This window comes from Pseudomonas saxonica (assembly GCF_007858365.1).
Classification (GTDB): Bacteria; Pseudomonadota; Gammaproteobacteria; order Pseudomonadales; family Pseudomonadaceae; genus Aquipseudomonas; species Aquipseudomonas saxonica.
In genome coordinates, this window is the sequence record NZ_VFIO01000012.1 from 42531 (window position 1) to 64652 (window position 22122).

Here is a 22122-nt window from a genome sequence, read left to right on the forward strand (position 1 = left end):
AGGGGTCATCGGGTTTCCCCTTTGAGCTCTATCTGTGCGCTGTCCAGATGCATCAGCAGCGCGTAATGACGGCCTGTCGGCTGTACCCGCAGTGTCTGTTTCCACTGGGCGTTGTCGGCGTCGTAATAGTTGGCGATCACCGCGATAAATCGGGTGTCCGGGTCGAGGGCCTTGAGGTCGATAAATTTGAATTGACCCGGTTGCAACAGGTAATCGTCGGCGCCGATAAAGGTGCTGCCCAAGGTCTTTTTCAGGTCATCCAGCAAGGCGGACAGCGTGGCGTTTTGCAGCAGGCCGTCGTCGCTCAGTTGCAGCACCGTGAAGGCAATCGGGCTGGCGACAGCGCGCGGGGCCGGGGTGTTTTCGGGGGCGGACACGCTCACACCTGCCACCTGGTAATGGGCGAAGGGTGAGAATTCAACGGGGGACACCGGCAACGATGGCTCAGGCTCGACGGTGACCGGCGATTGAGCGGCAACTGTGGGGTAGAGGTGATCAAGTACCGATTGCAGTTTTTCAGTCAGCGCCTGAGCACTCTCGGCTTGAACGTTGACGCTGTAAGGCTCACGGATGATGGGCGGGTCAGCTGGATCTGCCCCGGCCAGCGTCATGCGCGGGTTGACGTCAGGGCTGGCATACAGGCTCAGCGAGTACTGGCTGGGCTGATCATCGGGCCCGCCCACGGGTATGGAAGGGTTCCAGATGACCTGGCCCAATTTGCCGAGTAGGGTACAGCCGCCCAGAGTCAGACAGCCCAGTAGGAGCAGGGCGAACCTGAAGTGGCCTGCCACGCGGCTGTTGTGCGAGCGGGTGCTGGCCTGAACACGGCAGGCAAGCTCAAGCAGGGAAGAAGGGGCAATCGCTTGCAGCGCCCTTAACGGGTCCTGTTCCTGCGCCACGTCGAAGGGGCGACTCAGGCGTTCGAATTCTGGGCAGATCATGGGGGCAGGGGCGGCGGGTGGGCTAAAGGGCCGCGCCTGTTGGTTCCAGTCCTCCAGCTCGTCCCGGCGACCGGTCAACAGCTCATTGAGTGAACGCTGGCTCAGGTGGCGCCCGTCGCCGTCATCGAGCGCAGGGGCATGCAGGTGCACGGCGATTCGATACTCCCCGATGTCTAAAAAGTCCCCTTCGTTGAGGTGAATCGTGGTGTCTCTCCCCAAGGGCAAGGCATGGCCGTTGGCGTAGGTGTGGCCGCATTGATCCGTGACGCAGGCGCGGGTGCCCCGCCAGTGAATCCGGCAATGCTGGGGGTAAACCCACTGGCGGCGGTCACGAAGCAGCCAGTCGCACGCCACGCTGCCGATGCTGCCGCCGTGGGCATCAAACCTCCGGGTGGGCTGGCAGCCGTGCAGCAGCTGCGCTGGATTGCTGATGACCAGCGTCAGGTTCATGCGCGCCCCCTGATCCGTACCACGGCGGGGTGACGCTGTTCCTTGCACTCTATAAAACTGGTCCAGCCCAAGTGGGTGCCGCCTGCGCGGCGCAGGTTAAACGGCGGTACGTCTTGCTCGCGCAGGCCCAGTTCGAGGGTGTAGGCCGGCACATCGCGGGCCAGAAAATCCATCAGTTGACGCAGGCGGGGGAACTGTTCGCCACTGGGCAGAAATTCACGGAAGCGGGCTTGAGGCAGGTCGGGAATCACCAGCGTGAAGTGGCTGGCACGGGTGCGGGCACGGTCGCCGACCACGAAGTTTGTGCCCAGCACGCCATTCGCTTGCCCCAGTTGCAGGCGTTGGGGGCCGGGTATGCTGACCGAGCGCACTTCGAATTCGCGGATGTACACGCCGCTCAGGTCAAAACAGTGCGCCACAATGCCGGCAACCACGGACGGCGAGCGGCTGCGGCTGGCGATCAGCCCGGCAAAGCTCAACAGCCTTCCCCAAGGCAACGCTGTGGCGCCGCGCAGGTCGTTGTCGTTGAGGCCGATCAGGGAAAACACATACCGCGAAAAATGGTCGCGGGCTTCAGGCTGGAAACGCACGTAGTAGCGATATTTACGCCAGCTCTGATGCAGCAAGGTCAGCAGGCGGTGATTGAAGAAATCCAGAAACGGCGAACGAATACCAAGGCCCTGAGCCTGCTCGTAGGCCATGCGATCCAGGTAATAAGCGGGCAAGGGCGAATCAGCGCCCTGCAATCCCAAAAAGTGGGTCTGCACGCGGTACCGCAGGCTGTCGTCAGCGTCATCTGCTGTGCCGGGCAGACGCTCGGCCAGGCTCAGGTCGGACGCGGCAAACCCCAGCGCCGCACTGCTTTGCAGGCGAATCCGGCGGCGACAGGCCGGGCTCAGCGGGCGGGCCTCCAGGTCGTCACCGTGCAGGGCGTATACATGCTCCAGCAAACGGTGGAACGAGTAGTTCCGAGCGTCGGCCAGCAGTACGTCGGCTAGATCACGGGTTGTCTGCCGGTCAACAGTGGCCATTCATAGCGCTCGTTATTGGTGGTATTGATCACTTCCAGTTGGTGGAAGGAATTGAGGCTGGCGTAGAGGGCGAAAAAGTGTGAAAGCACGCTGCCAAACAGGTACAGCTCGCCCTCGCAGAGGAACGCGTTTTGATCCAGTTTCAAGCGCGTATGCAGGCCGCGCACCGGCAGGCCCAGCATCAACCAGTCGATGGGCGTGGTCAGCGCCTCGCCGATGCCATCCAGTCGTTTGCGCGTGGCGCGGGCCTGTTGCAGGTCGTGCAAGGCGGCAAAGTCATAGGCGCGAATCACCGCTTTGAGCGGCTCGGCGGACAGCAATGACAGGTAGTTCAGTGACAGGTTGGAAATCAGTGTCCAGTGCAGGCTGGCATCCAGTACCGGGCGGTAAGCCCGAGTCGGCGCAAGCAGGTTGGTGTAGGTGGCAAAGGAGGGCGTGGCTTCGGTGGACAGCGACAGGTCACCGACACCCAGGGCCTGGGGCAGGTCACGGTTGCTGCATGTCAATTCGATGGACGCGGTTTCATACCGGCCCAGGTATTCACGCTCGTCGCCGCGTATGAACGCGATCCGGTGCCGCAGTCCTTCACGGCCGTGGGAGTCTTCAATGTGGGTGCGAAAGTACAACGCAGTGCGCCCCATCGCATGCTCGATTTCGTGCTGAAAAGACTCAAAGGGCGTGAAATTTCGCAGTGGCTCACCATTACGCTCCTTGTCGGTCATGGCCCAACTGGCAACGCGGTCGACACTGAAAATCTCATAGGCATCGGGACGCTGCCCGACGGGTCTGAGCTGTTGTTCCTCGCGGCGGCCGTCCAGCGCGATGGGTTCGGCATCATGGCTGAACAAGTTGACGGCGGGTGTGCAGAACAGGTGCAGGTCGCTGGTGTGCAAGCGAACAGTGCCGGGCATGGGCCGCGAAAAATGAAACTCGAAACGAAGCTGGTCGGTGCTCACGTCAGGCCAGATATCGGCCAGCCGCGTAAGGCTGAAGAAATGGAAACGTTGCGGGAATACAAAGTATTCCTGAAGGATCCGGTACCCATCGAAGGCGTTGCGCGGGTAGGGCAGCAGGGCTTCCTGCGGGGCGAATCCGGGAAAGGCGAGGTCTTTGGGGTTCAGTTGATAGGGGATGTCATTGACGAACAGGGTCAGGCTTTTGAGGGAATGGGCGATCCACAGGTACAGCGTTTGCGCCGTAGTGGTGTCCCCGGCCAGATGGAAATCCAGCTGATCGCAATCCAGGCGGCTGAGCGGTTGCTGGGTCAAGACCCTGAGGTCGACGCGCATCACCGAGGTTTCGCGGCTGTGCTCAGCGCTGACGTGGTGCACCTGCAAGGGGTACAGCGTGACATCGGTGCAGGTGCGAAACTCGCATGAAACCCCCTCCACGGGGTTGGCAAACAAACGCGTGCCTTTGCCAATCACCTGGCGCTGGCTGATGGCATCCGGCAGCGGGTCAAAGCGCACGATGGTTGCGCTGGGTATCGGGCGCAAGTAATTGGGCCACAGCATGTGCAGCAACGGACGGGTCAGCTCCGACAGGTCATCGTCGATCTTCAGGCTTAGCTTGGCAGTGAGAAAGGCAAAGCCTTCCAGCAGGCGCTCAACGTCCGGATCATTGGCCTTGTCGCCGAGAAACTGCGCCAGTTGCGGGTTGTCCTCGGCAAATTCGCGGCCCAACTCGCGCAGGTAGCGCATTTCTTCGGCAAAGCGTTTCTTCAGGCTCATGGCGTCCCTACTGACTATGTGACGCGGGTGTAGCCGTCGCGCCCGTGCAGGGCTACGTCGATCTGCACCTGTTGATCCCTGTGGTCGAGCTGCACCTGACAATCGAGGTGAAAACTCAGCCGCTGTGGCTCATCCGGGTCGGGTTGAAAACGCACGGCAATGACGTTGATCCGCGGTTCAAAGGCCTCGATCGAACGGCGTATGTCGGCGCTGATGGCAATCACCAGCTCATTGCTGCCTTGGCTGGCCCCGTTGAAGTCGCGCAGCCCCAACTCAGGGCTGCTTTGCGAGCAGCCCTCGCGGGCGTTGAGCAACTGTTCCAGATGCCGTTTGATAGCCTCGATGCGCTGGCTGGCCTGTTCAGAGGCGCAGGCCGGTTGATAACGCGGCGCATCCGGCTCCAGGCGTTCAAACAGGCTGTCACGGCGCATTTATTGGGTGTCCAGCCGACCGACTAGCGAGATCTCGAAGTTGGCGCCCATGTACTTGAAATGAGGGCGAACCGACAGCGACACCTGATACCAGCCCGGATTGCCGGCCACGTCCTGCACGTTGATCTGTGCCGCGCGCAGCGGACGACGGCTGCGCACATCAGCCGAAGGGTTGTCCTGATCGGCGATGTACTGCTTGAGCCAGATATTCAGCTCGCGCTCCATGTCCTGACGCTCTTTCCAGCTGCCGATCTGTTCGCGTTGCAGCACCTTGATGTAATGGGCCAAGCGATTGACGATAAACAGGTACGGCAACTGGGTGCCGAGCTTGTAGTTGGTCTGCGCGATCTGACCTTCGTGGGTCTTGGGAAACTGCTTGGGTTTCTGGATCGAATTGGCTGAGAAGAACGCGGCGTTGTCACTGTCCTTGCGCAAGGTCAGGGCGATAAAACCGGCCTCTGCCAGTTCGTACTCCTTGCGGTCAGAGATCAGCGCTTCGGTGGGGATCTTGGCTTGCAACTGACCCAGCGATTCGTACAGGTGCACCGGCAGGTCTTCTACAGTGCCGCCCGACTGTGGGCCGATAATGTTCGGACACCAGCGGTAACGGGCGAAGCTTTCAGTCAGCCGAGTGGCCATCAAAAAGGCGGTATTGCCCCACAGGTAATGGTCGTGCTGGCCGTCAATCGCTTCGTTGTAGCCGAAACTGCGCACCGGGTTTTCCAGGCCGTCGTAAGGGGTGCGCAGCAGAAAGCGTGGCAGGGTGGCCGCGAGGTATTTGGAGTCTTCCATCTCGCGCAGGCTGCGCCATTTGGTGTGAGCGGGGCCTTCAAAGATGTCGCTGACTTCCTTGATCGAAGGCAAGTCCTGAAAGCTTTTGAGGTTGAAGAACTCAGGCCCGGCGGCCATCACAAAGGGCGCATGGGCCATCGCCCCGACGCTGGCGACATAACTGAGCAACTTGATGTCCGGGGACGAAGGCCCGAAGGTGTAGTTACCAATCATCGCTCCAATCGGTTCGCCGCCGAACTGACCGTAACCGGCGGTGTACACATGCTTGTACAGGCCGCTGCGGGTGATATCACCGGCATTGTCGAAGTCTTCGAGCAACTCATCCTTGGTGACGTGCAGCACATCCAGTTTGATGTTCTCGCGAAAGTCCGTACGGTCCACCAACAACTTGAGCCCGCGCCAGGCCGATTCCAGTTGCTGAAACTGCGGCTGATGGAGGATTTGATCCATTTGCTGGCTCAGGGCACGGTCAATTTCAGTGATCATCTGATCGACCCGAAACTTGTTCACGGGCTGGTCGTGATCACCGCTGTGCAAAATTTCGCTGATAAACGCCGCCACCCCTTGCTTCGCGACCGCGTAGCCTTCCTGGGCGGGGTTCATCAGCGTATTGGCCAATAGTTGATCGAGCAACGATGCAGGTTCGTCGCTGAGCAGAATCTGGGCGCTGGCGCTTTCCTTGGGCATAAGGGTTCTCTCCGTTTAATAAGCTCGGTTTCTCACGTGGATCGGGGGCAATGCCTTGGCGTCTATGACGCGGCGGGTGAGTCTTGGGGAGCCTCAAGCGTCAGGTTCAACTCGCGAACCAGCCGTTGGCGGGACTGCTCATCGACGAGCAAATGTTGCAACTGTTTACGAAAGGCCGGGGTATTGCCCATCGGCCCTTTTAGCGCCACCAGGGCATTGCGTAATTCCAGCAGTTTGTTCATTTGCGGAACTTGGCGCGCAATTGAATCCGGGCCAAAGTCATTAATGGAGTTGAATTGCAGTTGGACATTCAAATCGCTGTCAGTGTTGTCCTTCAACACACAGGGAACTGACATCTCAAGTGAAACGTTCGCGTGAGCCAGCACGTCATTAAAGGTGTCTTTATTGATGCGAACCGGTTGCCGATCTTCAAGGGCCGTGGCTTCCCCTTGGCCTTTGAAGTCACCGGTGATCAGTAATTTAAGCGGTAACTCCACTTCCGCTTGTTGATCCCCCGTGGCGGGGATGTACTTGATGTTGATTCTTTCCTTGGGAGCGACAGAACCGTGGGACTTTGACATGGGGGAATTCCTTTTCTTAGGAAGGTGTCCTTAATTTAAGGCGTATCAGGACAGTAATGTCTTGTCGGACGTAGCCGTTAATTGCGTGCTACTTGTCTGTAGGAAATTGCGACAAGATCAGGATTTGGATGTGTATTTATCTGTGTAAAGCAGCGCTGAAGTGAGAGGCTGTCAGGGTTGGAAATAAACGTGATTGTGTTTAATTGTCCTTGATTCATTGTCTGGGTTTGTTTTTTCTTTTATGGCACGCTTGGATGCAAAGAGGATAAGAGTATGGGGTTTTTGTTTTTAGTGATGCGATGTGATGTGATGGTCTTTCATTGGTGCCCACTTGGCGGGTATTGAATTGGGTTGAAATATTTAATTACATATTCTGAGGTTTGCGAAGGTTTTTTTATTTAAGGTTTAGACATGCGCTACTCCTAGGGTTGAGGTGGCTAAGTTAAGGGGTGCATCCGTAGAGTGTTAAATTGTTTGGAGTGAATGACTAATGAGTGTCACATGGGAAGACGGTCAGGGTGCGGTCGATAAAAACACATCGATGCAACAGTTTGGTGAGTTGTTTGTTGAAGGTCTACATAAGTATGTCGGCAGGTTAAATATACCAAGCCGTCTTTTTGGCGATAATGCGCGGGCCAGGCCCATATGCGCCAAGGTCGAAAACAGAGCGGGTATTCAAAATGTAATGCGCGAAGTGCTGTTTGATGCGATCACCCAAGAGTCGCATAAATATGCTGAGCTTACATTTAGGGCCTTCTTGAGAAAACGCACAGTAGACAGGGATGTTTTAAATTTTTTAACGGTTGGAATGAAACACATAAAACGACAAGTTTGGTCTCCGCCAAAGTGATCATGCGTCTGTCAGCAGATGCCATCTTTATTTCTCCAGAAAAAAATATCACCTATTCTTTGGCGATGGCCCACATGCATGAAGTGGCCAGAGATGATATGGGGCTTGGTCACCCAGGTCATGACGGCATGTATGGCGTTATGACGGCTGCTTTCAATGGGAATGGTTGGTCAGAAGAACAGCATGCGATTGCTGAATGTAACGAGTTTTCTAGTTATCTCTATAGGGTAGGCGTTGAAAATCATAAGGCGTGCATTCATTCAGATGAGTATAAACGCTCAATGCTTAAAGCGATGATGGTCTCTATTTCCTCTGAGCTGTGGAATGGCCGGGAATATAACTTTATGGCGCAGTATATCGAAAGAAAATTACTGTCTATGAATCCATTGCTGGCTGACCGCAGTAAAGATTTACGTGAGGCAAAAAGTTATGTCATTGGGCATGCTGGTCAAGTAGAGAACAGGCACGGCTTGCATGCCTTGGCTGCAGCGCAAGCGTATGCGACTTCATGGGAGTTGAAATTCGATACTGCCGCCCTCGGGGAGGTCATGCTTGATTATAACAAGCGTGTGGGAATAGCCTTTCGTGCGCTGTATGAAGTAGTAGGTTAAAAACCCTTCGCAATGATGTTCTGAAATAATGACTTGATCTGTAATTTCAACGGATCAATGCGGGGGCTTCTATGGATTTCGATCAAGCAATAGTTGTGCTGGGTTTTTTTGCTTTTTGCGGCGGTTTGATTGGCGCCGCCGTCGGTGGCGGTGGCCTGGTGCAACTGCCAGCGTTATTGCATGCACTGCCTAACTACAGTTTGGCAACTGTTTTTGGTACCAATAAGTTGGCGGTCCTGGCTGGCAATCTGGCGTCTGTCTTCAGGTATGTGAAAAGAATAAACATCGTTTGGAAATTAATGGTTCCAATGGCTGCTTCGGCTTTTGTATGTTCTTTTCTTGGAGCGTTGTCAGTTTCGCTTATTCCCCGAGAGGTAATGGAGTACGTTGTTTTTTGTGTGTTGGTAGTCATGGCGGTTTATACCTTCTGTAAAAAAGATCTCGGCCGATTTCAGGTGGCGATTAAGTATGGGAAAAAAGAGGTGCTGCTGGGCGTATTTTTTGGCGGTATCATCGGTTTTTATGATGGGGTATTCGGGCCAGGCAGTGGCAGCCTCTTGCTGTTCGTCTTTGTGAAATGCTTTGGCTTTGATTTTTTGAATGCATCGGCTTCAGCGAAGTTGGTGAACATGGGTACCTTCAGTGCTGCCCTGTTATTTTTTATTCCTTCAGGTCACGTGTTATGGCAAGTAGGCGCAATAGTGGGGGTGTGCAATATGCTGGGGTCGGTGACAGGTGTGGTGTTGGCGTTACGTTTTGGCAGTGGATTCATTCGGGTGTTCTTTTTGATTTTACTGGTATTCCTTATCGCCAGGATGGGTGTTTCAATACTGTCATAAACACTGAGTGGGTGTGTTTATGATGAATGGGTTAGGGGTGTTTAGAGGTGAGTAAAGAATGCAACTGTTTGTAGGGTATGGTGTGCACGTCATATGTTTTAGGTGTTTGCATTTGCAAAGTTTGATATTTCCACTTGCGTTTTAATTGTTCGTTGGTTCACGCTAATTATTAAAAACGGCGAGTGGCAGTTAAGTGTTCAGCCTTGAAACTTTGTTGCCCGCAGCCTTCATCCTCAGTGTGGACACAGGAGGTACGCATGCCAATGTATGGGCGAGCAACAGGGTGGGGCGCCTGCCTGTGGGCAGTGGTCAGTCTGCCCGCGCAGGCCGTGCCCGTGACGCAGGACTGCACCAGCATCACGTCATCCCTCAAGCGTCTGGAATGTTTTGATGTCGCGGCCGGAACCCCCGTTCGCACGCTCCCCCTACAGGCTCAGCCGTTTGTGGCAACGGTGTTGCCCATAGTTGATCTGGTGCAACGCAACGAAGCTCGCCGCACGCCGGGAGACTTCCGATTCTTGATTTCTTATTGGCCGGAGCCACAAGACGAAGACGAGCAACGCGTGGTCATCTCGGCACCGGCGCTGGGTGCCTTTGCGCCCCGGCCTTATCTGGTCATCAGTTGCGAATCCACCATCACCCGCTTGCAACTGGTGCTGGATCAGCCGGCAACGATCAACAAAATTGATCTGCAATTGCTCAAGGATCAGCAGTCCATTTCCCGTGCCACCTGGCAAGTGATGGACGATGCCGGGCTGGTGGTGGAATTCAGTCGGGGATTGCCTGCCATCGCTGTTCTGCGTGAGATGTCGGGCAGCAAACGACTCACGCTCAAAAGCGCTCACTACGCGCCCATCGACGGTCTGGTGTTTGATGCCGAAGGTCTGGATGCATTGATTGAACAGGAGCGTCAGGCATGCCGCTGGTAATCGATGTGCCAGCCGATGCCGTGCAGTGCGTGTTGGCCCCCGTTGAGCCTGAGCAACCCGTTGGCCATTTCGATATGGAAGACGAAACCTATCAGGCCATTGATCAGGAAATGGTCAAGCTGGGGGGCTTGCGTGAAGCCACGATTGACTGGCCCTATATTGATGAAGCGTCCCGCCATTATTTGGCCAGGCAATGTAAACACTTGCGCATTCTCAGCCATTTGCAGGTTGTCTGGTTGCGCACTCGGCAATGGCGGCATTGGGTGGATTCACTGGCGTTGTTGGCGGGCATGATCGAGTTGTATTGGGACACCGCCCACCCTAAACCCGGACCTACCGGCTATCTGGCCAAGCGTGCCAGCGTTCAGCGCCTGCTGGAGGGGTTGGGGCAGGCGCTGCCGACCCTTGAACGCAGCAGCTTTGCCCCGGCTTACAAAGGAATCGCAGAGCAATCGCTGCTCAGCCTGCGGCGCAGTGCCGAGCGGGCCACGTTGGACCCGGCTCAGATCGAGACGCTGCAACAGCAACTGGCCAAGTACTGCGAACCGGTCGCCGCGCCATTGCGCGAGATCACGCCTTCCCCCGTCAGCGCCTTGAACCCGGCCGGCTTTCTCAGCACTCAGGCGCCACTGCCGGGCAATGAGCGTGAGCAACGTCGCGCACTGCTGATGATGGCCGAGCAGCTTACGGAACAAGACCCGTATGACCCTGTTGGCTACCAGCTACGGCGCTTCGGGCTGTGGTCGCACCTGCAGGCGGCGCCTTACATCGTCCGCGACTGGCGCACCGAACTGAGCGCAGTGCCGCACGACATCGCCGACGCGTATCAGCAAGCACTGTTGGCCAATAGCCTCGAACCGGCATTGCTACTGCGTATCGAAAAGAGCGTGGCAGCCTCGCCGTACTGGCTGCGCGGCAGCTACCTGGCGGCGCAGGTTGCGTCGCGCCTGGCGATGGAGGAGGTGGCCCTCGCCATTCACCGCAGTTGCGAGCGTTTTGTCTGTCGCCTGCCGGCCTTGATGCAACTGTGCTTCAGCGACGGCACACCCTTCGTCGATGCGCAAACCCAAGCCTGGATAACCGGCGCCGACCAGCGCGACGAGGCCAGCCGTTCTGCTCCGGAGTACTCGGGCCTGCGCGACGAATTAGTCACCCAGCTTGAACGTGAAGGGGTAGAGGTGGTGTTGCAGCGTTTGCAGCAATTGCAGGCCGCGCACGAGGCTCCCCGCCAGCGCAGCCATGTCAGCGTGATTGCTGCCGACCTGCTGGCCTCCCGCGGGCTGGCGTGGCTGGCCGATGACCTTTACGCCAGCGTGGCCCGGCTAATGCGTGATACCCGTGCGCAGGCCTGGGAGCCCGAGTTGTACCAGAAGGTGGCCCGTCACGGGACTGGCAGTGCGTTGCTCAAGGACGATTAAGGAGTGAAGGCAATGATCTGGAATTATCTCAAGCGATGGGGCCTGCCCGTGTTGCGTCAGTTCAACCGGGCGTTGCCGGTGATGGTCGCACTGGGCGTGGTGTTTCTACTGATTGGCATCTGGTGGCTGGGCCCGCACTGGCGCTGGCGCGAGCATCAACCGTTGGCCGAGCTGGCGATGCGGGTGTCGGCCAGTGTTGTGGTGGTGGTTGTACCATTGCTGGTCTGGGCCTGGCGAGTGCGCAACCGCTACCGGCGTTTGCACCTTGAACATGAGCATGAAGCGGCGACAGAGGCCGACCCGTGTTTGCCTTATGTTGAGGCACAGGAGCGAGCGCTGGATCACAGCCTGAGCCATTTGCTGAACGCGATGGAGCGTCGGCGCTCACTCTATCAACTGCCTTGGTACCTCGTGCTGGGGGAGGAAAACGCAGGCAAAACCAGCCTGATTACCCGCTCCAATCAGAGCTTTGCCCTGTCCCATGTGACTAGAGCCGGGGCCAGCAAGGCGTCACAGGACGAGAAACTGGCCTACAGCATCGATTGGTGGATCGGTGACGAAGCCGTGCTGATTGATCCTCCGGGGCAGTTTTTCAGCGAGCCAGAGCCGCCCGTAGACGCGTGCGCGGGTGAGCTGAAAAAGCCCGTTGCCAAAGGCAAATTACACCCCGCTTTACCCGCCGGAACGCACCTTCGGTTATGGCTGCACCTGATCGACTGGCTCGCCCGTAATCGCAGCCGTCGGGCGTTGAACGGTGTGGTGCTGTTGATCGACGTGCAAACCTTGCTGATGCAAAGCCCTGAACAGCGCAAGACGCACGCCAGGGTGCTGCGCTCCAGACTGTATGAGCTGACCGGGCAACTGGGCACGCGCCTGCCGGTGTACGGGGTGTTGAGCAAGCTGGATTTACTCGAAGGCTTTGAAACTTTCTGTTCACGCTTGTCGCGGGCAGGGCGTGAAGACTTGCTCGGCTTTACCTTCACCCTGGACGCGGTAGATGACTTTGACGCCTGGCTGGTCGAACTGGAGCGTGTCTACACCGACTTTGTCGAGCGCCTGAACGAGCAGGTGTTTGATGCCCTGCGAGAAGTTCGCTCGTTGGCCGAGCGTGAGCGCTTGCTGGGGTTAATGCGTCAACTGGCGGGTTTGCGTCCGGTGCTGACTCGGTTTATGACTGAAATGCTCGGCAGCGACCGTTTTACCACCCCGGTACTGGTGCGCGGACTGTATTTTTCGTCGGTCTACCAGCAAGGCACGTTGAGCAACGCGTTTATCAAAGAGGCCGGGCAGCCGTATCAATTGCCGCCACCGCCTGCCGAGGTCAAACCTGCGCAAAGCTCGATCATTTACTTTGCCCGCACACTCTTTCAGCAGGTGATTTACCCGGAGGCAGGGCTTGCTGGCGACAATATAAAAGTGGCCCGCAGCAAGCGCCGTCTGCTGATGGCCGGTTTCAGTGTGGCATCGCTTGGGTGTTTGCTGGTGCTGGGACTGTGGCAGTTCTATTTCACTGTCAATCGCGATAAGGCCGCGACTGTTTTGGTCAGGAGTGAGGCGTTCAACGCGCGCGAGATTGACACCCACCTCGATACCACAGGCCGCAACCTGCTGGCGCCGCTGGATCAAATTCGTGACGCGGTCTCGGTCTACGGCGATTACCGGGAAGCTTGGCCATTACTGGCCAACATGGGCTTGTATCAAGGACGGGCGATTGGGCCGAGGGTTGACGAAGCGTATTTGAACCTGCTGTCCAAGCGCTTCTTGCCGGCTCTGGCCAGCGGTGCCCTGGACGCCATCAATGCCGCCCCTGCGGGCAGCAATCAACAACTGGCTGCGCTGCGGGTTTATCGCATGCTTGAAGAACGCCAGAACCGCCGTGCCGACCTGGTTGAAGACTGGGTTGCGCGGCAATGGCAGCGTGCCTACCCGGGCCAGGGCCAATTACAAGCCGACCTGATGCGGCATCTGACCTACGCCCTGAAATATGCGGACGCCGATATGCCGCAACACCGTGAACGGATTGCTCAGGTGCAGCAAATACTGCGCCAGAGACCGATGGCCGAACGCGTCTACGCCACCCTCAAACAAGACGCCGAGGAACATTTTCATCGTCCGCTTGATCTGCGCAGCGAAGTCGGCCCGGCCTTCGACATCGTTTACCGGCCTCTGGCCTCTCATGCAGACAGTGACGGCCGTGAATGGCTGTTGACACCGTTGCTGACGGCCAAGGGCTTCAAGGAATATTTCGAGCCGGGCACCGAAGGCATCATTGACCGCGCCATGATTGATCAATGGGTGCTGGGCGAACGTCAACGGCTGGACTACTCCGACGCTGATCGCGAGGTGTTGACCCAACGTATCCAAGCCTTGTACAGCGCCGACTATGTGAACAGCTGGCGGCGGGCCTTGAATCAGTTTGCGGTCACCGATTTTGGTGACCTCAGCCACGGGGTGGCCGTGCTGGAACAGGTGACCGGGCCCGCCGGACCGATGCGCCGCCTGCTCGAAACCCTGCGTGACAACACGGTTATCTACCCCTCGACTGCGCTGCCCGAGGGGCAAGCTCCGGACAGTTCGGACAAGGCTCCAGCAGGCGAACAGCAAGCGGCGAGTATTCGACGTGCTTTTTCGCGTCTGGCCGAACTGATCATTCCACAGGGCGAGCGCCCGTCCACCTATGAAGACACCCTGCGCGCCATCGTGGCGGTGCATGACTATGCCAAGGCTGTGCAAGACACGCCGGATCCTGGCAAGGCGGCGCTGAAAACCGTGCTCAACCGTTTTTCCCTGAGCGGCGCCGACCCCATCGCCAACCTGCAACGCATGGCCGTGGGCTTGCCTGAACCGATGAATCAGCACGTTAAAAAACTGGCTGACCAGACGGCTCAGGTATTAGTGGTCGCGGCCCTGCGTGAACTGGAAAAACGCTGGGACAGTGACGTCTACCGTTTCTACAGTGAGCGGTTGGCCAACCGTTACCCCTTCAAAGCCAGTGGCGAAGACGCCTCGCTGGAGGATTTCGAGGCATTTTTCGGACCTCAGGGCCGTTTGCAACAGTTCCACGACCAGTACCTTAATGCCTTTCTCAAGGACAACCTCGACGCCCTTTACTCCGAAAGTCAGGGGGGCTATCTGGTGCGCAGTGATGTGCTGGAGCAGTTAAAAAAAGCCGAACGTATTCGCGACACGTTTTTCAACCACCGCGGGCACCTGTCGGTGCAACTCACCATCGAACCGTTGGCCCTGAGTGCCACGCGCCTGAGCAGCACGCTCAGCGTCGATGGCCAGTTGATCCCCTACCAACATGGTGCGCCGCGACGCACCGGGCTGGTCTGGCCCAATGACCTGGGCAACGCCAATGGCAGCCAGTTAACCTTGGTCAGCAGTGCGGGCAACACCGCCAGTTTGAGCTTCCGTGGCCCGTGGTCGCTGTTCCGTCTGCTGGGACGAGGGCAACTCAATGCGCGCACAGACACCAGCGTTGACCTGACCTTTACCGTTGCAGACGGGCTGATGCGTTACCGCATAGGCGCCGACAAAGCCAACAACCCGATCAGCCAGCGCAGCTTTGAAGGCTTCAGCTTGCCCAGAACCTTGTTGCAAGAGCGTGTACAACCTGCGCAGGGCGACACGGTCACGCCGTTAAATGGGGGAGCGCCCATTTTGGCAACCGTTGACGAGTAATGGGAGGCCAGGTCCGACGAATAAAATGCCGTAAGCGCGCAAGCAATCTTGTGATCTGGCTTGTGATTTTGATTCTGCTTTTGCTTGTGATTTTGCTTTTGCTTTTGATGTTGCTCTACCGCCCCGTCGGGAGGCCGATCAATATCAAAAACCAGATCAAAAGCTTGCTGACGCACTTACGCACATATGCCTGTAGCCGCTGACGAGGCACGAAGGCTGCGATCGAGGGCGAAGCCCTCGTGGAAGCTCTTAATCAACTCCACCTATCACCCTCTATTCCCAAACTGAATAACACCTCATTCTTGTTCTATTGTCCTACACAGAAGCCCGATTTAGAGCGCTCCGGCTATAGCGCCAGCCCGTGAATGTTGGTAGCGTGCGCGCCGTTAACCTGAGAGAACTCTAATAATGAAACAAACCATGCCTAAGGCCTTGCTGGGTCTTGCCGTTGCACTTGCCTCTTCGTCGCTGTGGGCCAGCGGTCTTACCATCAACGAACAAAGTATCAGCGCAATGGGCACGGGCTTTGCCGGTCGCTCATCCTCTGCCGACGATGCCAGCACCGTGTACGGCAACCCGGCCGGTATGGCACGCTTGAAGCAGGAGCAGGCGAGCCTGGGGGCCGCCACGCTCAACGCGAAAACCGACATCAGCCAAACCCGCAGCACCTTTGGCGGCAAGGAAGACGGCAATATCGTGCCCCTGACCACCGTGCCTATGGGCTACTATGTTAAACCGATCGACGAACACTGGGCGTTCGGTGTCGGTGTCTACGTACCGTTCGGGTTGATCACGGACTACGACAGCGATTTTGCCGGTCGCTACTTCGCCAACAAGAGCAAGATCCAGATCATCACGTTCCAGCCAACGGTCAGCTATGCCTTTAACGACAAGGTATCGATCGGCTTTGGCCCGACCATCAATCGCATCGACGGTGAACTGACCTCGCAAGTGCCTAATGTTCAGTCCCTGGGCCGTAACGACGGCAAGGTGAAGATCGACGGCGACGACACGGCTATCGGTTTCAACGCCGGTATTTTGGTGCAGGCCGATGACAAGACCCGTGTGGGCCTGACGTACCACTCAAAGGTCAGTTACAACCTTAAGGGGCACACCAAGGTCAGCGGCGGCAGCTTCAGCCTGCTGGGCCTCAGTGGTAAGAGCTATGACGCCAAACTGGGCCTTGATACTCCGGAATCTGTGGACGTTTCGCTGACTCACCAGCTCAATGACGACTGGACGCTGTACATGGGCAGCACCTGGACGCGCTGGAGCCGCTTCAAAGACATTACGGTCGAGAACAGTAACGTCAGCCCGTATTTGAGCGGTTCGCTGAGCACCATCACCGAAGAGCAAAACTGGCATGACACCTGGGCCCACGCCATTGGTGCCGCGTATCAGTTGAACCCGCAGTGGGTGCTGCGCACCGGCTTGTCGGTGGATGAATCGCCGACCAATAACACCAACCGTTCCCCGCGTATTCCTACCGGCGACCGGACAGCCATCAGTTTTGGTGCGGGCTGGACGCCAGTGAGCAATCTCACCGTCGATTTTGCTTATTCCTATCTGTGGGAAGAGAGCGTCAAGGTCAACGACAGCTCGGCCTCGAAGGGCGCCTACAGTGCCAAGTTCAAGAATACCGCGAGCGGTTTCGGTTCTTCGGTGACTTACCGCTTCTGATTGATCAAGGCCAGCGCTCAGCCATACCAGCTCAATCCCTTGGGCGCACTGGCAAACCCCGCGTCACGCAAGGCGGTCGTTATCGGCGAGTTCCAGGTGGACTGCTCGTCGATACGTTCCAGCGTGAACGGTCGCCGCTTGTGCCTTCTGAGCGCGGCGACCAGTGCCTGAGCGCCCGCTTTCAGGCGTTCAGGGGCAATGGGCGCGTCATGGGCGACAAAGCTCACTAACTGGCGCCCGCCCTGGGTCAGATAAAACAGTAAACAGCCGTCCACAATGACCACCAAGGCCCCGGCGCGACGGGCCGGGGTGGTCTTTGCCCGGTTCACAGGCCATGCCAGCGTAACCCCGAAAGGGTTGGCCGGGTCCAGCACGGACAAGGCAATGGCCACGGGCTTGGCCGCTACGCTGTCGGCGAGGGCGCGCAGCCAGTCTATGGTGCTGCGCTCGGCAAACTGGGCACCCCCCAGACCTTCGACAAAGCGACCGCGCAGAATTCGCCCAGTGTCTTCCATTGTGCGCAACACCGGCGCAAGGGCTGGAAACCCACCCGGCACGTCTTCCTGTACCGCCGCGCCCCGTGTGACCACCCCGTAGCGATCGAACAGGCCTTCGACCAATGCCAGTGCACGTGCGGTATCGCTGACGGGGGCATGGGGCAGTAATGACCAGCGCCCGGTGAGGGGGCGTGTGGTTGAGGTGGGCGTTGAAAGAGGGGCAAAGGGCGCGCGCAATTGCCCGCGCCGATGGCGGGAGTGACTGAGGTGGCGTGGGCGTTGCGGTGCTTGAGTGACCGTCAGCTGACGTAAGGGCACCCAGCTGTCACCGGTTATAAAACCACGCCACACCAAGTCCCATACGGCGTTATGCAGCTCGTCTGCAGACGGTGTTGCAGTGCTTTGGGTCAGCGTAGCCAGTTGATGGCCGAAATAAGCGCCGCCATCGGCCAGCACGTTGAGAATCGCGTGCTGCAATGGCGAAAGCAGGTCTTCATCCTGCGCCGGTGGCAAGGTTTCGCCGACATAGTCGCGAAGGTGCAACGCCACCAGACCATCGTCATCGCCCAGGGCACCGTGGCCTGACCAGATCACTTCACCTGTGCTGATCAGCTCATCGAGCATGCCCGGTGTGTAGTCGCTGACGCGCATGGCCAATACCTGGTTTTCCCAGACGGATACGGGAAGCACGCGCCCGGCCAGTTGTTCGATCACCCGCACCAGTCCGTCCACGCCCCAAAAGGCACCCCTCACGGGCGGCTCTTGTGCGCGGGCAGGGTGGCCGTCGGTGTGCGCGATCAGCCCCTGACGCTCCAGCAGCAGGCGCACATAAGCACCCCCCGGTACTGGCCGGGTCGCTTCGCGGGCGGCTTGCAAGGAACGCAGGCGCAGACGTTTGAACACCTCGTCGGCAATCCATTCGTGGCGGGCTTTGGGCGCAATCGTCAGGCTCGCGTCCAGCGTTGCTTCAAGGCGGCGCTCAACACCAAAGTTGCCGCAGAGCACTTTGCCTTGCTCGCGCAGGCGCTCAAGGCCATGGTCGACAATCGCCACGCCCAGGCCTAGATGCCGGGCCGCCTCGCCGGTGGTGAAAGGCCCGTGAGTGCGGGCGTAGCGGGCCAGCAAGTCGCGTAACGGGTCGGCGACTGGCTGCAAAAAAATCTCGGCAATGCCCGCAGGCAAGCTCACGCCCAAGGCATCGCGCAGGCGGGCAGCGTCTTCGACTGCCGCCCAGCGCGTTTCGCCGGCCATCGACACGGCAATCGCTCTGCCGGTGGTGCTCAAGGTTTGCAAAGAGGCGTCCAGGTCGTCGGGTTGATCAACCCGCAGGGCCAACTGCGCCGTGGACAAAGGTCCCAGTTCACGCAGCAGGTCGGCCACGCCTTCGGCACCGCTAACCCGACGATCCTGCGCGGTGTGTTGCAGCTCTTGCTCGACACGCTCGGCAATGGCCGGGTCGAGCAAGTCGCCCAGATCGACCTGCCCCAGCAAGTCAGCCAGCAGGCCGCTGTCCAGTGCCAGCACCGAGGCGCGGCGCTCGGCCAACGGCGCGTCGCCCTGGTACATAAACTCGCCGACATAGCCGAACAGCAAGCCCGCTGCGAAAGGAGAAGGGCTTTGGGTCGTGGTCTCGACAAACTGCACAGTGCCTTCATTCACACGCTGCATCAGGGTATTGAGCGCGGGCAAGTCATAGACGTCTTGCAGGCATTCGCGAGCGGTTTCGATCAAGATCGGAAAGTCCGGGTAATCGCTGGCAATGGCCAGCAACTGGCCCGCGCGCAAGCGTTGTTGCCACAACGGCGACCGTTTGCCGGGGCTGTGTCGCGGCAGCAGCAAGGCGCGTGCGGCACATTCGCGAAAGCGCGCGGCGAACAGGGCCGAACCGCCCACGGCATCAGCGACGATGCGCTGTAATTGTTCCGGTTCAAACACAAACAACTCGGCGCCGGGCAAGCGGCCTTCACTCGCCGGAATGCGCACAATAATGCCGTCATCGCTGGACACCACCGAAGGGTCGATACGCAGCTGCTGACGTATCCGCTCGGCGATGGCCAGCGCCCAAGGGCCGTGTACACGCTGGCCGTAAGGGGAGTGCAAAATGACTCGCCAGTCCCCGGTTTCATCCAGGCAGCGCTCAATCACCAAAACCCGGTCAGTGGGCAAGTTGCCGGTGGCCTCACGCTGCTCGGCGACCAGTGCGAGCAGGTTATTGACCGCGTTGTCGTTCAGGCCAATCGAGTGCAGACGATTCTCTGCCTGTTGATCCGGTGTTTCGCGGGCCTGTTCAATGTCCAGCTCGCGCAGGAAGGCACCAATGGCTTCGCCTAGCTCGGCCGGGCGGCCCAGGCCATCGCCGCGCCAAAAAGGCAGGCGCGCAGAGCGGCCGGGGGCAGGCGTGACGACCACTTGGTCCCGGGTGATTTGTTGGATACGCCAGGATGAGGCGCCGAGGGTGATGACGTCATTGACCCGCGACTCGTAGACCATCTCTTCATCGAGTTCGCCTACCCGGCGCGAGCCGGCACGCTCCTCGCCTTCGGGCAGTATCACGCTGAACATTCCGCGATCCGGAATGGTGCCACCGCTGATCACCGCTAATTTGTGCGAGCCGGGGCGGGCAGTCAGTTGCCCGGTCTGACGGTTCCACACCAGACGGGGACGAAACTCGGCGAATTCGTCTGACGGGTAACGGCCCGCCAACATGTCCAGCGTGGCGTCAAACACACTGCGGGGGAGGGCTCGAAAGGGATCGGCGCGACGGACAAGGGCGAACCAGTCGTCAATATCCAGCGGCTCCATGGCGACAGCGGCGATGGTCTGTTGGGCCAGTATGTCCAACGGGTTGCGCGGGGGCTCCAGGGTCTCCAATTGCCCGCTGAGCATGCGATCAACCGTGACCACCGCATCCAGCAGATCGCGCCGGGTGCGCGGGTAAATCAGCCCCGCCGAAATGCCACCGACCTGGTGCCCGGCGCGGCCCACGCGCTGCAAGGCGCTGGCCACTGACGGAGGGGAAGCGACCTGAATCACCAGATCCACCAGCCCCATATCAATACCCAGTTCAAGGCTGGAGGTTGCGACCACGCACCGCAGCTCACCTGACTTGAGAGCGCTTTCGATGTCGGCCCGCTGCTCCTTGGAAACCGAGCCATGATGGGCACGGGCGATCAATGGCGGTTCGCCCGCAGTGCGTCGCGTAGTGCCCCCGGCGGACGAGACGAAATGCTCGGGCGGCGTGTTCTCGGACGGGTCTGAGTCGCCAAGTTGTTCGGCATACAGCTCATTGAGCCGTGCGGTCAGCTTCTCGGCGAGACCACGGGCATTGGTAAACACCAGCGTTGAACGCTGCTTGAGTACCTGTTGCAGAATACTGGCCTCGACATGAGGCCAGATTGAGCCGACTTGCCCCAGCGCACTGTTGGCCGGTGACTGATTGCGCGCTGATAGATCGCTCATGTCCTCAACGGGCACGACAATGCGCACCTGCAGCTGACGACTGGAAGGTGGGTTGACCACCGTCACCGGCCGGGCACCGCCGAGAAACCTTGCCACGTGGTCTACCGGGCGCACCGTGGCGGACAGCCCGATACGCTGGGCCGGATGGGGCAGCAAGGCGTCGAGCCGTTCCAGACTTAACGCCATATGCGAGCCGCGCTTGCTGCCTGCCACGGCGTGCACTTCATCGACAATGATCGTCTGCACACCGCGCAGGGTTTCGCGTGCTTTTGACGTCAGCATCAAATACAAGGATTCGGGTGTGGTGATCAGAATATCGGGCGGGCGGCGCACCAGCCGGGCGCGTTCAGCCTGGGGCGTATCGCCCGTGCGCATGCCCACGCTGATCTCCACGGCGGTGTCGCCACGCAGGGCGCGCTGGGCACGCACGCCTTCCAGTGGCAGGCTCAAGTTGCGTTGCACATCGCTGCCCAAGGCTTTGATCGGGGAGATATACAGCACCCGTGTTGTCGATTTGCCGGGTGGGTGATCGGCGTTGGCTGCTGCGTCGCGCTCTTCAAATAATTGGTCGATGGCGTGCAGGAATGCCGCGAGGGTTTTGCCCGAACCGGTTGGGGCGATGACCAGTGCGCAGTGTTGCGCGGCAATGGCCGACCAGGCGGCGAGTTGCACGGCAGTAGGGCGGGGGAAGGTCGATAAAAACCAGGCGCTGGTGGCCGGGGTGAATCCGGGCAGGCGCTCAGGGGGAGAAGGGGGAGTCATCAGCAGCAGAACCTCGGGGCGGCAACACTTCTAGCGTAGCCCGCGGTTCAGAAAGCGGGGCAGTCCCTGTAGGAACCGTCTTGATCTTGATCTTGACCTTGATCTTGATCTGCAGCCCCGTCGGGAGGCCGAGTGGAGGTTCTGCGCAGTGGGTCGACCGGCATGGATGCCGGGAGAGCTGCGATCGGGCCATGGATGGCCCGTCGCAGCGTGCCCACGGAGCGGGACCGGAGCGAGGGAACTTGAGCGCAGCGAAAGCCGTACGCAGGGGCAAGGCCTTTTTGGGTACTTTTGTGGCTGTTTGACAAAAGTGCCTCGCTGTAAAAGCGAAACCTTTAGTTCAGCTAGACACATTTAATGGATATGTACTCGGAGCTTTTGATTGGCCGGCGTACATATCCATTTGATGTATTAAAACTTTCTACGGGTTACGCCCTTACGGCGTGTCACTTTGCAAAAGCCGAGTGTCGGACCATGACAAAGTAACCAAAACGCTTCCGCCCCCGCGTACGGCCCTCGCTTCGCTCAGGTGTCCCTCACTCCGGTCCCGCTCCGTGGGCACGCTGCGACGGGCCATCCATGGCCCGATCGCAGCTCTCCCGGCATCCATGCCGGTCGACCCACTCCGCGAAACCTCCTTTCGGCCTCCCGAAGGGGCGGCAGATCAAGATCAAAAGCCAGATCACAAGCAGATCAAAAGCTAGATCACAAGCAGATCACAAGCAGATCACAAGCAGATCACAAGCAAAT

14 protein-coding genes are annotated in these 22122 nt (G+C 58.7%); 7 read left to right on the top strand and 7 right to left on the bottom strand.

Annotation, left to right across the window (positions count from 1 at the left end):
* Positions 1-5: 5 nt before the first annotated feature.
* The 6 genes from tssJ to tssB all read right to left on the bottom strand — a co-directional run bounded on the left by tssJ (position 6) and on the right by tssB (position 6643).
* Complete coding sequence (gene tssJ, locus FJD38_RS21330) at positions 6-1391, bottom strand: type VI secretion system lipoprotein TssJ (RefSeq protein ID WP_146387358.1); 1386 nt, start codon at positions 1389-1391, stop codon at positions 6-8.
* Positions 1388-2422 carry a type VI secretion system baseplate subunit TssG gene (tssG, locus tag FJD38_RS21335; protein ID WP_146387360.1) on the bottom strand — a complete coding sequence of 345 codons (1035 nt, stop codon included), beginning with the start codon at positions 2420-2422 and terminating at the stop codon, positions 1388-1390. Before tssG ends, tssJ begins: the two co-directional genes overlap by 4 nt.
* Positions 2386-4152, bottom strand: a complete 1767-nt coding sequence (gene tssF, locus FJD38_RS21340; RefSeq protein WP_146387361.1) for a type VI secretion system baseplate subunit TssF — start codon at positions 4150-4152, stop codon at positions 2386-2388. Before tssF ends, tssG begins: the two co-directional genes overlap by 37 nt.
* Before the next feature lie 14 nt (positions 4153-4166).
* Positions 4167-4583 (bottom strand): type VI secretion system baseplate subunit TssE, encoded by a 417-nt coding sequence (gene tssE / locus FJD38_RS21345; RefSeq protein WP_122785561.1) that lies wholly within the window; start codon positions 4581-4583, stop codon positions 4167-4169.
* Positions 4584-6062, bottom strand: coding sequence for a type VI secretion system contractile sheath large subunit (gene tssC / locus FJD38_RS21350; protein ID WP_122785560.1), 1479 nt, complete (start codon positions 6060-6062; stop codon positions 4584-4586). It lies immediately after the preceding gene.
* Positions 6063-6124: 62 nt separating this feature from the next.
* Positions 6125-6643: a type VI secretion system contractile sheath small subunit gene (gene tssB, locus FJD38_RS21355; protein ID WP_146387363.1), complete on the bottom strand. Its 519-nt coding sequence runs from the start codon at positions 6641-6643 to the stop codon at positions 6125-6127.
* Between the two features lie 490 nt (positions 6644-7133).
* Here tssB and FJD38_RS24875 point away from each other — a divergent pair, with 490 nt between their 5' ends.
* The 7 genes from FJD38_RS24875 to FJD38_RS21390 all read left to right on the top strand — a co-directional run bounded on the left by FJD38_RS24875 (position 7134) and on the right by FJD38_RS21390 (position 16654).
* Positions 7134-7493 carry a hypothetical protein gene (locus FJD38_RS24875; protein ID WP_244302782.1) on the top strand — a complete coding sequence of 120 codons (360 nt, stop codon included), beginning with the start codon at positions 7134-7136 and terminating at the stop codon, positions 7491-7493.
* Positions 7490-8104 (top strand): hypothetical protein, encoded by a 615-nt coding sequence (locus tag FJD38_RS21360; protein WP_244302783.1) that lies wholly within the window; start codon positions 7490-7492, stop codon positions 8102-8104. Before FJD38_RS24875 ends, FJD38_RS21360 begins: the two co-directional genes overlap by 4 nt.
* Positions 8105-8175: 71 nt before the next feature.
* On the top strand, positions 8176-8943 hold the full coding sequence (locus tag FJD38_RS21365) for a sulfite exporter TauE/SafE family protein (RefSeq protein ID WP_146387365.1): 768 nt from the start codon (positions 8176-8178) through the stop codon (positions 8941-8943).
* 257 nt (positions 8944-9200) lie between these two features.
* Positions 9201-9872, top strand: a complete 672-nt coding sequence (gene vasI / locus FJD38_RS21370; RefSeq protein ID WP_244302784.1) for a type VI secretion system-associated protein VasI — start codon at positions 9201-9203, stop codon at positions 9870-9872.
* Positions 9860-11290, top strand: a complete 1431-nt coding sequence (gene tssA, locus FJD38_RS21375; protein WP_146387367.1) for a type VI secretion system protein TssA — start codon at positions 9860-9862, stop codon at positions 11288-11290. The genes vasI and tssA overlap by 13 nt, the downstream gene beginning before the upstream one ends.
* Positions 11291-11302: 12 nt before the next feature.
* Positions 11303-14974 carry a type VI secretion system membrane subunit TssM gene (gene tssM, locus FJD38_RS21380; protein ID WP_146387369.1) on the top strand — a complete coding sequence of 1224 codons (3672 nt, stop codon included), beginning with the start codon at positions 11303-11305 and terminating at the stop codon, positions 14972-14974.
* A 408-nt stretch (positions 14975-15382) separates the two neighbouring features.
* A complete protein-coding gene (locus FJD38_RS21390) occupies positions 15383-16654 on the top strand; it encodes an OmpP1/FadL family transporter (protein ID WP_122785556.1) in 1272 nt (423 codons plus the stop codon).
* A 17-nt stretch (positions 16655-16671) separates the two neighbouring features.
* Here FJD38_RS21390 and FJD38_RS21395 read toward each other — a convergent pair whose 3' ends face one another.
* Positions 16672-21372 (bottom strand): ATP-dependent helicase, encoded by a 4701-nt coding sequence (locus tag FJD38_RS21395; RefSeq protein ID WP_146387373.1) that lies wholly within the window; start codon positions 21370-21372, stop codon positions 16672-16674.
* Positions 21373-22122 lie beyond the last annotated feature (750 nt).

Excerpts from the sequence above, each read along its gene's own strand:
- tssJ (WP_146387358.1), bottom strand. The coding sequence starts at position 1,391 with ATGAACCTGACGCTGGTCATCAGCAATCCAGCGCAGCTGCTGCACGGC.
- tssG (WP_146387360.1), bottom strand. The coding sequence starts at position 2,422 with ATGGCCACTGTTGACCGGCAGACAACCCGTGATCTAGCCGACGTACTG.
- tssF (WP_146387361.1), bottom strand. The coding sequence starts at position 4,152 with ATGAGCCTGAAGAAACGCTTTGCCGAAGAAATGCGCTACCTGCGCGAG.
- tssE (WP_122785561.1), bottom strand. The coding sequence starts at position 4,583 with ATGCGCCGTGACAGCCTGTTTGAACGCCTGGAGCCGGATGCGCCGCGT.
- tssC (WP_122785560.1), bottom strand. The coding sequence starts at position 6,062 with ATGCCCAAGGAAAGCGCCAGCGCCCAGATTCTGCTCAGCGACGAACCT.
- tssB (WP_146387363.1), bottom strand. The coding sequence starts at position 6,643 with ATGTCAAAGTCCCACGGTTCTGTCGCTCCCAAGGAAAGAATCAACATC.
- FJD38_RS24875 (WP_244302782.1), top strand. The coding sequence starts at position 7,134 with ATGAGTGTCACATGGGAAGACGGTCAGGGTGCGGTCGATAAAAACACA.
- FJD38_RS21365 (WP_146387365.1), top strand. The coding sequence starts at position 8,176 with ATGGATTTCGATCAAGCAATAGTTGTGCTGGGTTTTTTTGCTTTTTGC.
- vasI (WP_244302784.1), top strand. The coding sequence starts at position 9,201 with ATGCCAATGTATGGGCGAGCAACAGGGTGGGGCGCCTGCCTGTGGGCA.
- tssA (WP_146387367.1), top strand. The coding sequence starts at position 9,860 with ATGCCGCTGGTAATCGATGTGCCAGCCGATGCCGTGCAGTGCGTGTTG.
- tssM (WP_146387369.1), top strand. The coding sequence starts at position 11,303 with ATGATCTGGAATTATCTCAAGCGATGGGGCCTGCCCGTGTTGCGTCAG.
- FJD38_RS21390 (WP_122785556.1), top strand. The coding sequence starts at position 15,383 with ATGAAACAAACCATGCCTAAGGCCTTGCTGGGTCTTGCCGTTGCACTT.
- FJD38_RS21395 (WP_146387373.1), bottom strand. The coding sequence starts at position 21,372 with ATGACTCCCCCTTCTCCCCCTGAGCGCCTGCCCGGATTCACCCCGGCC.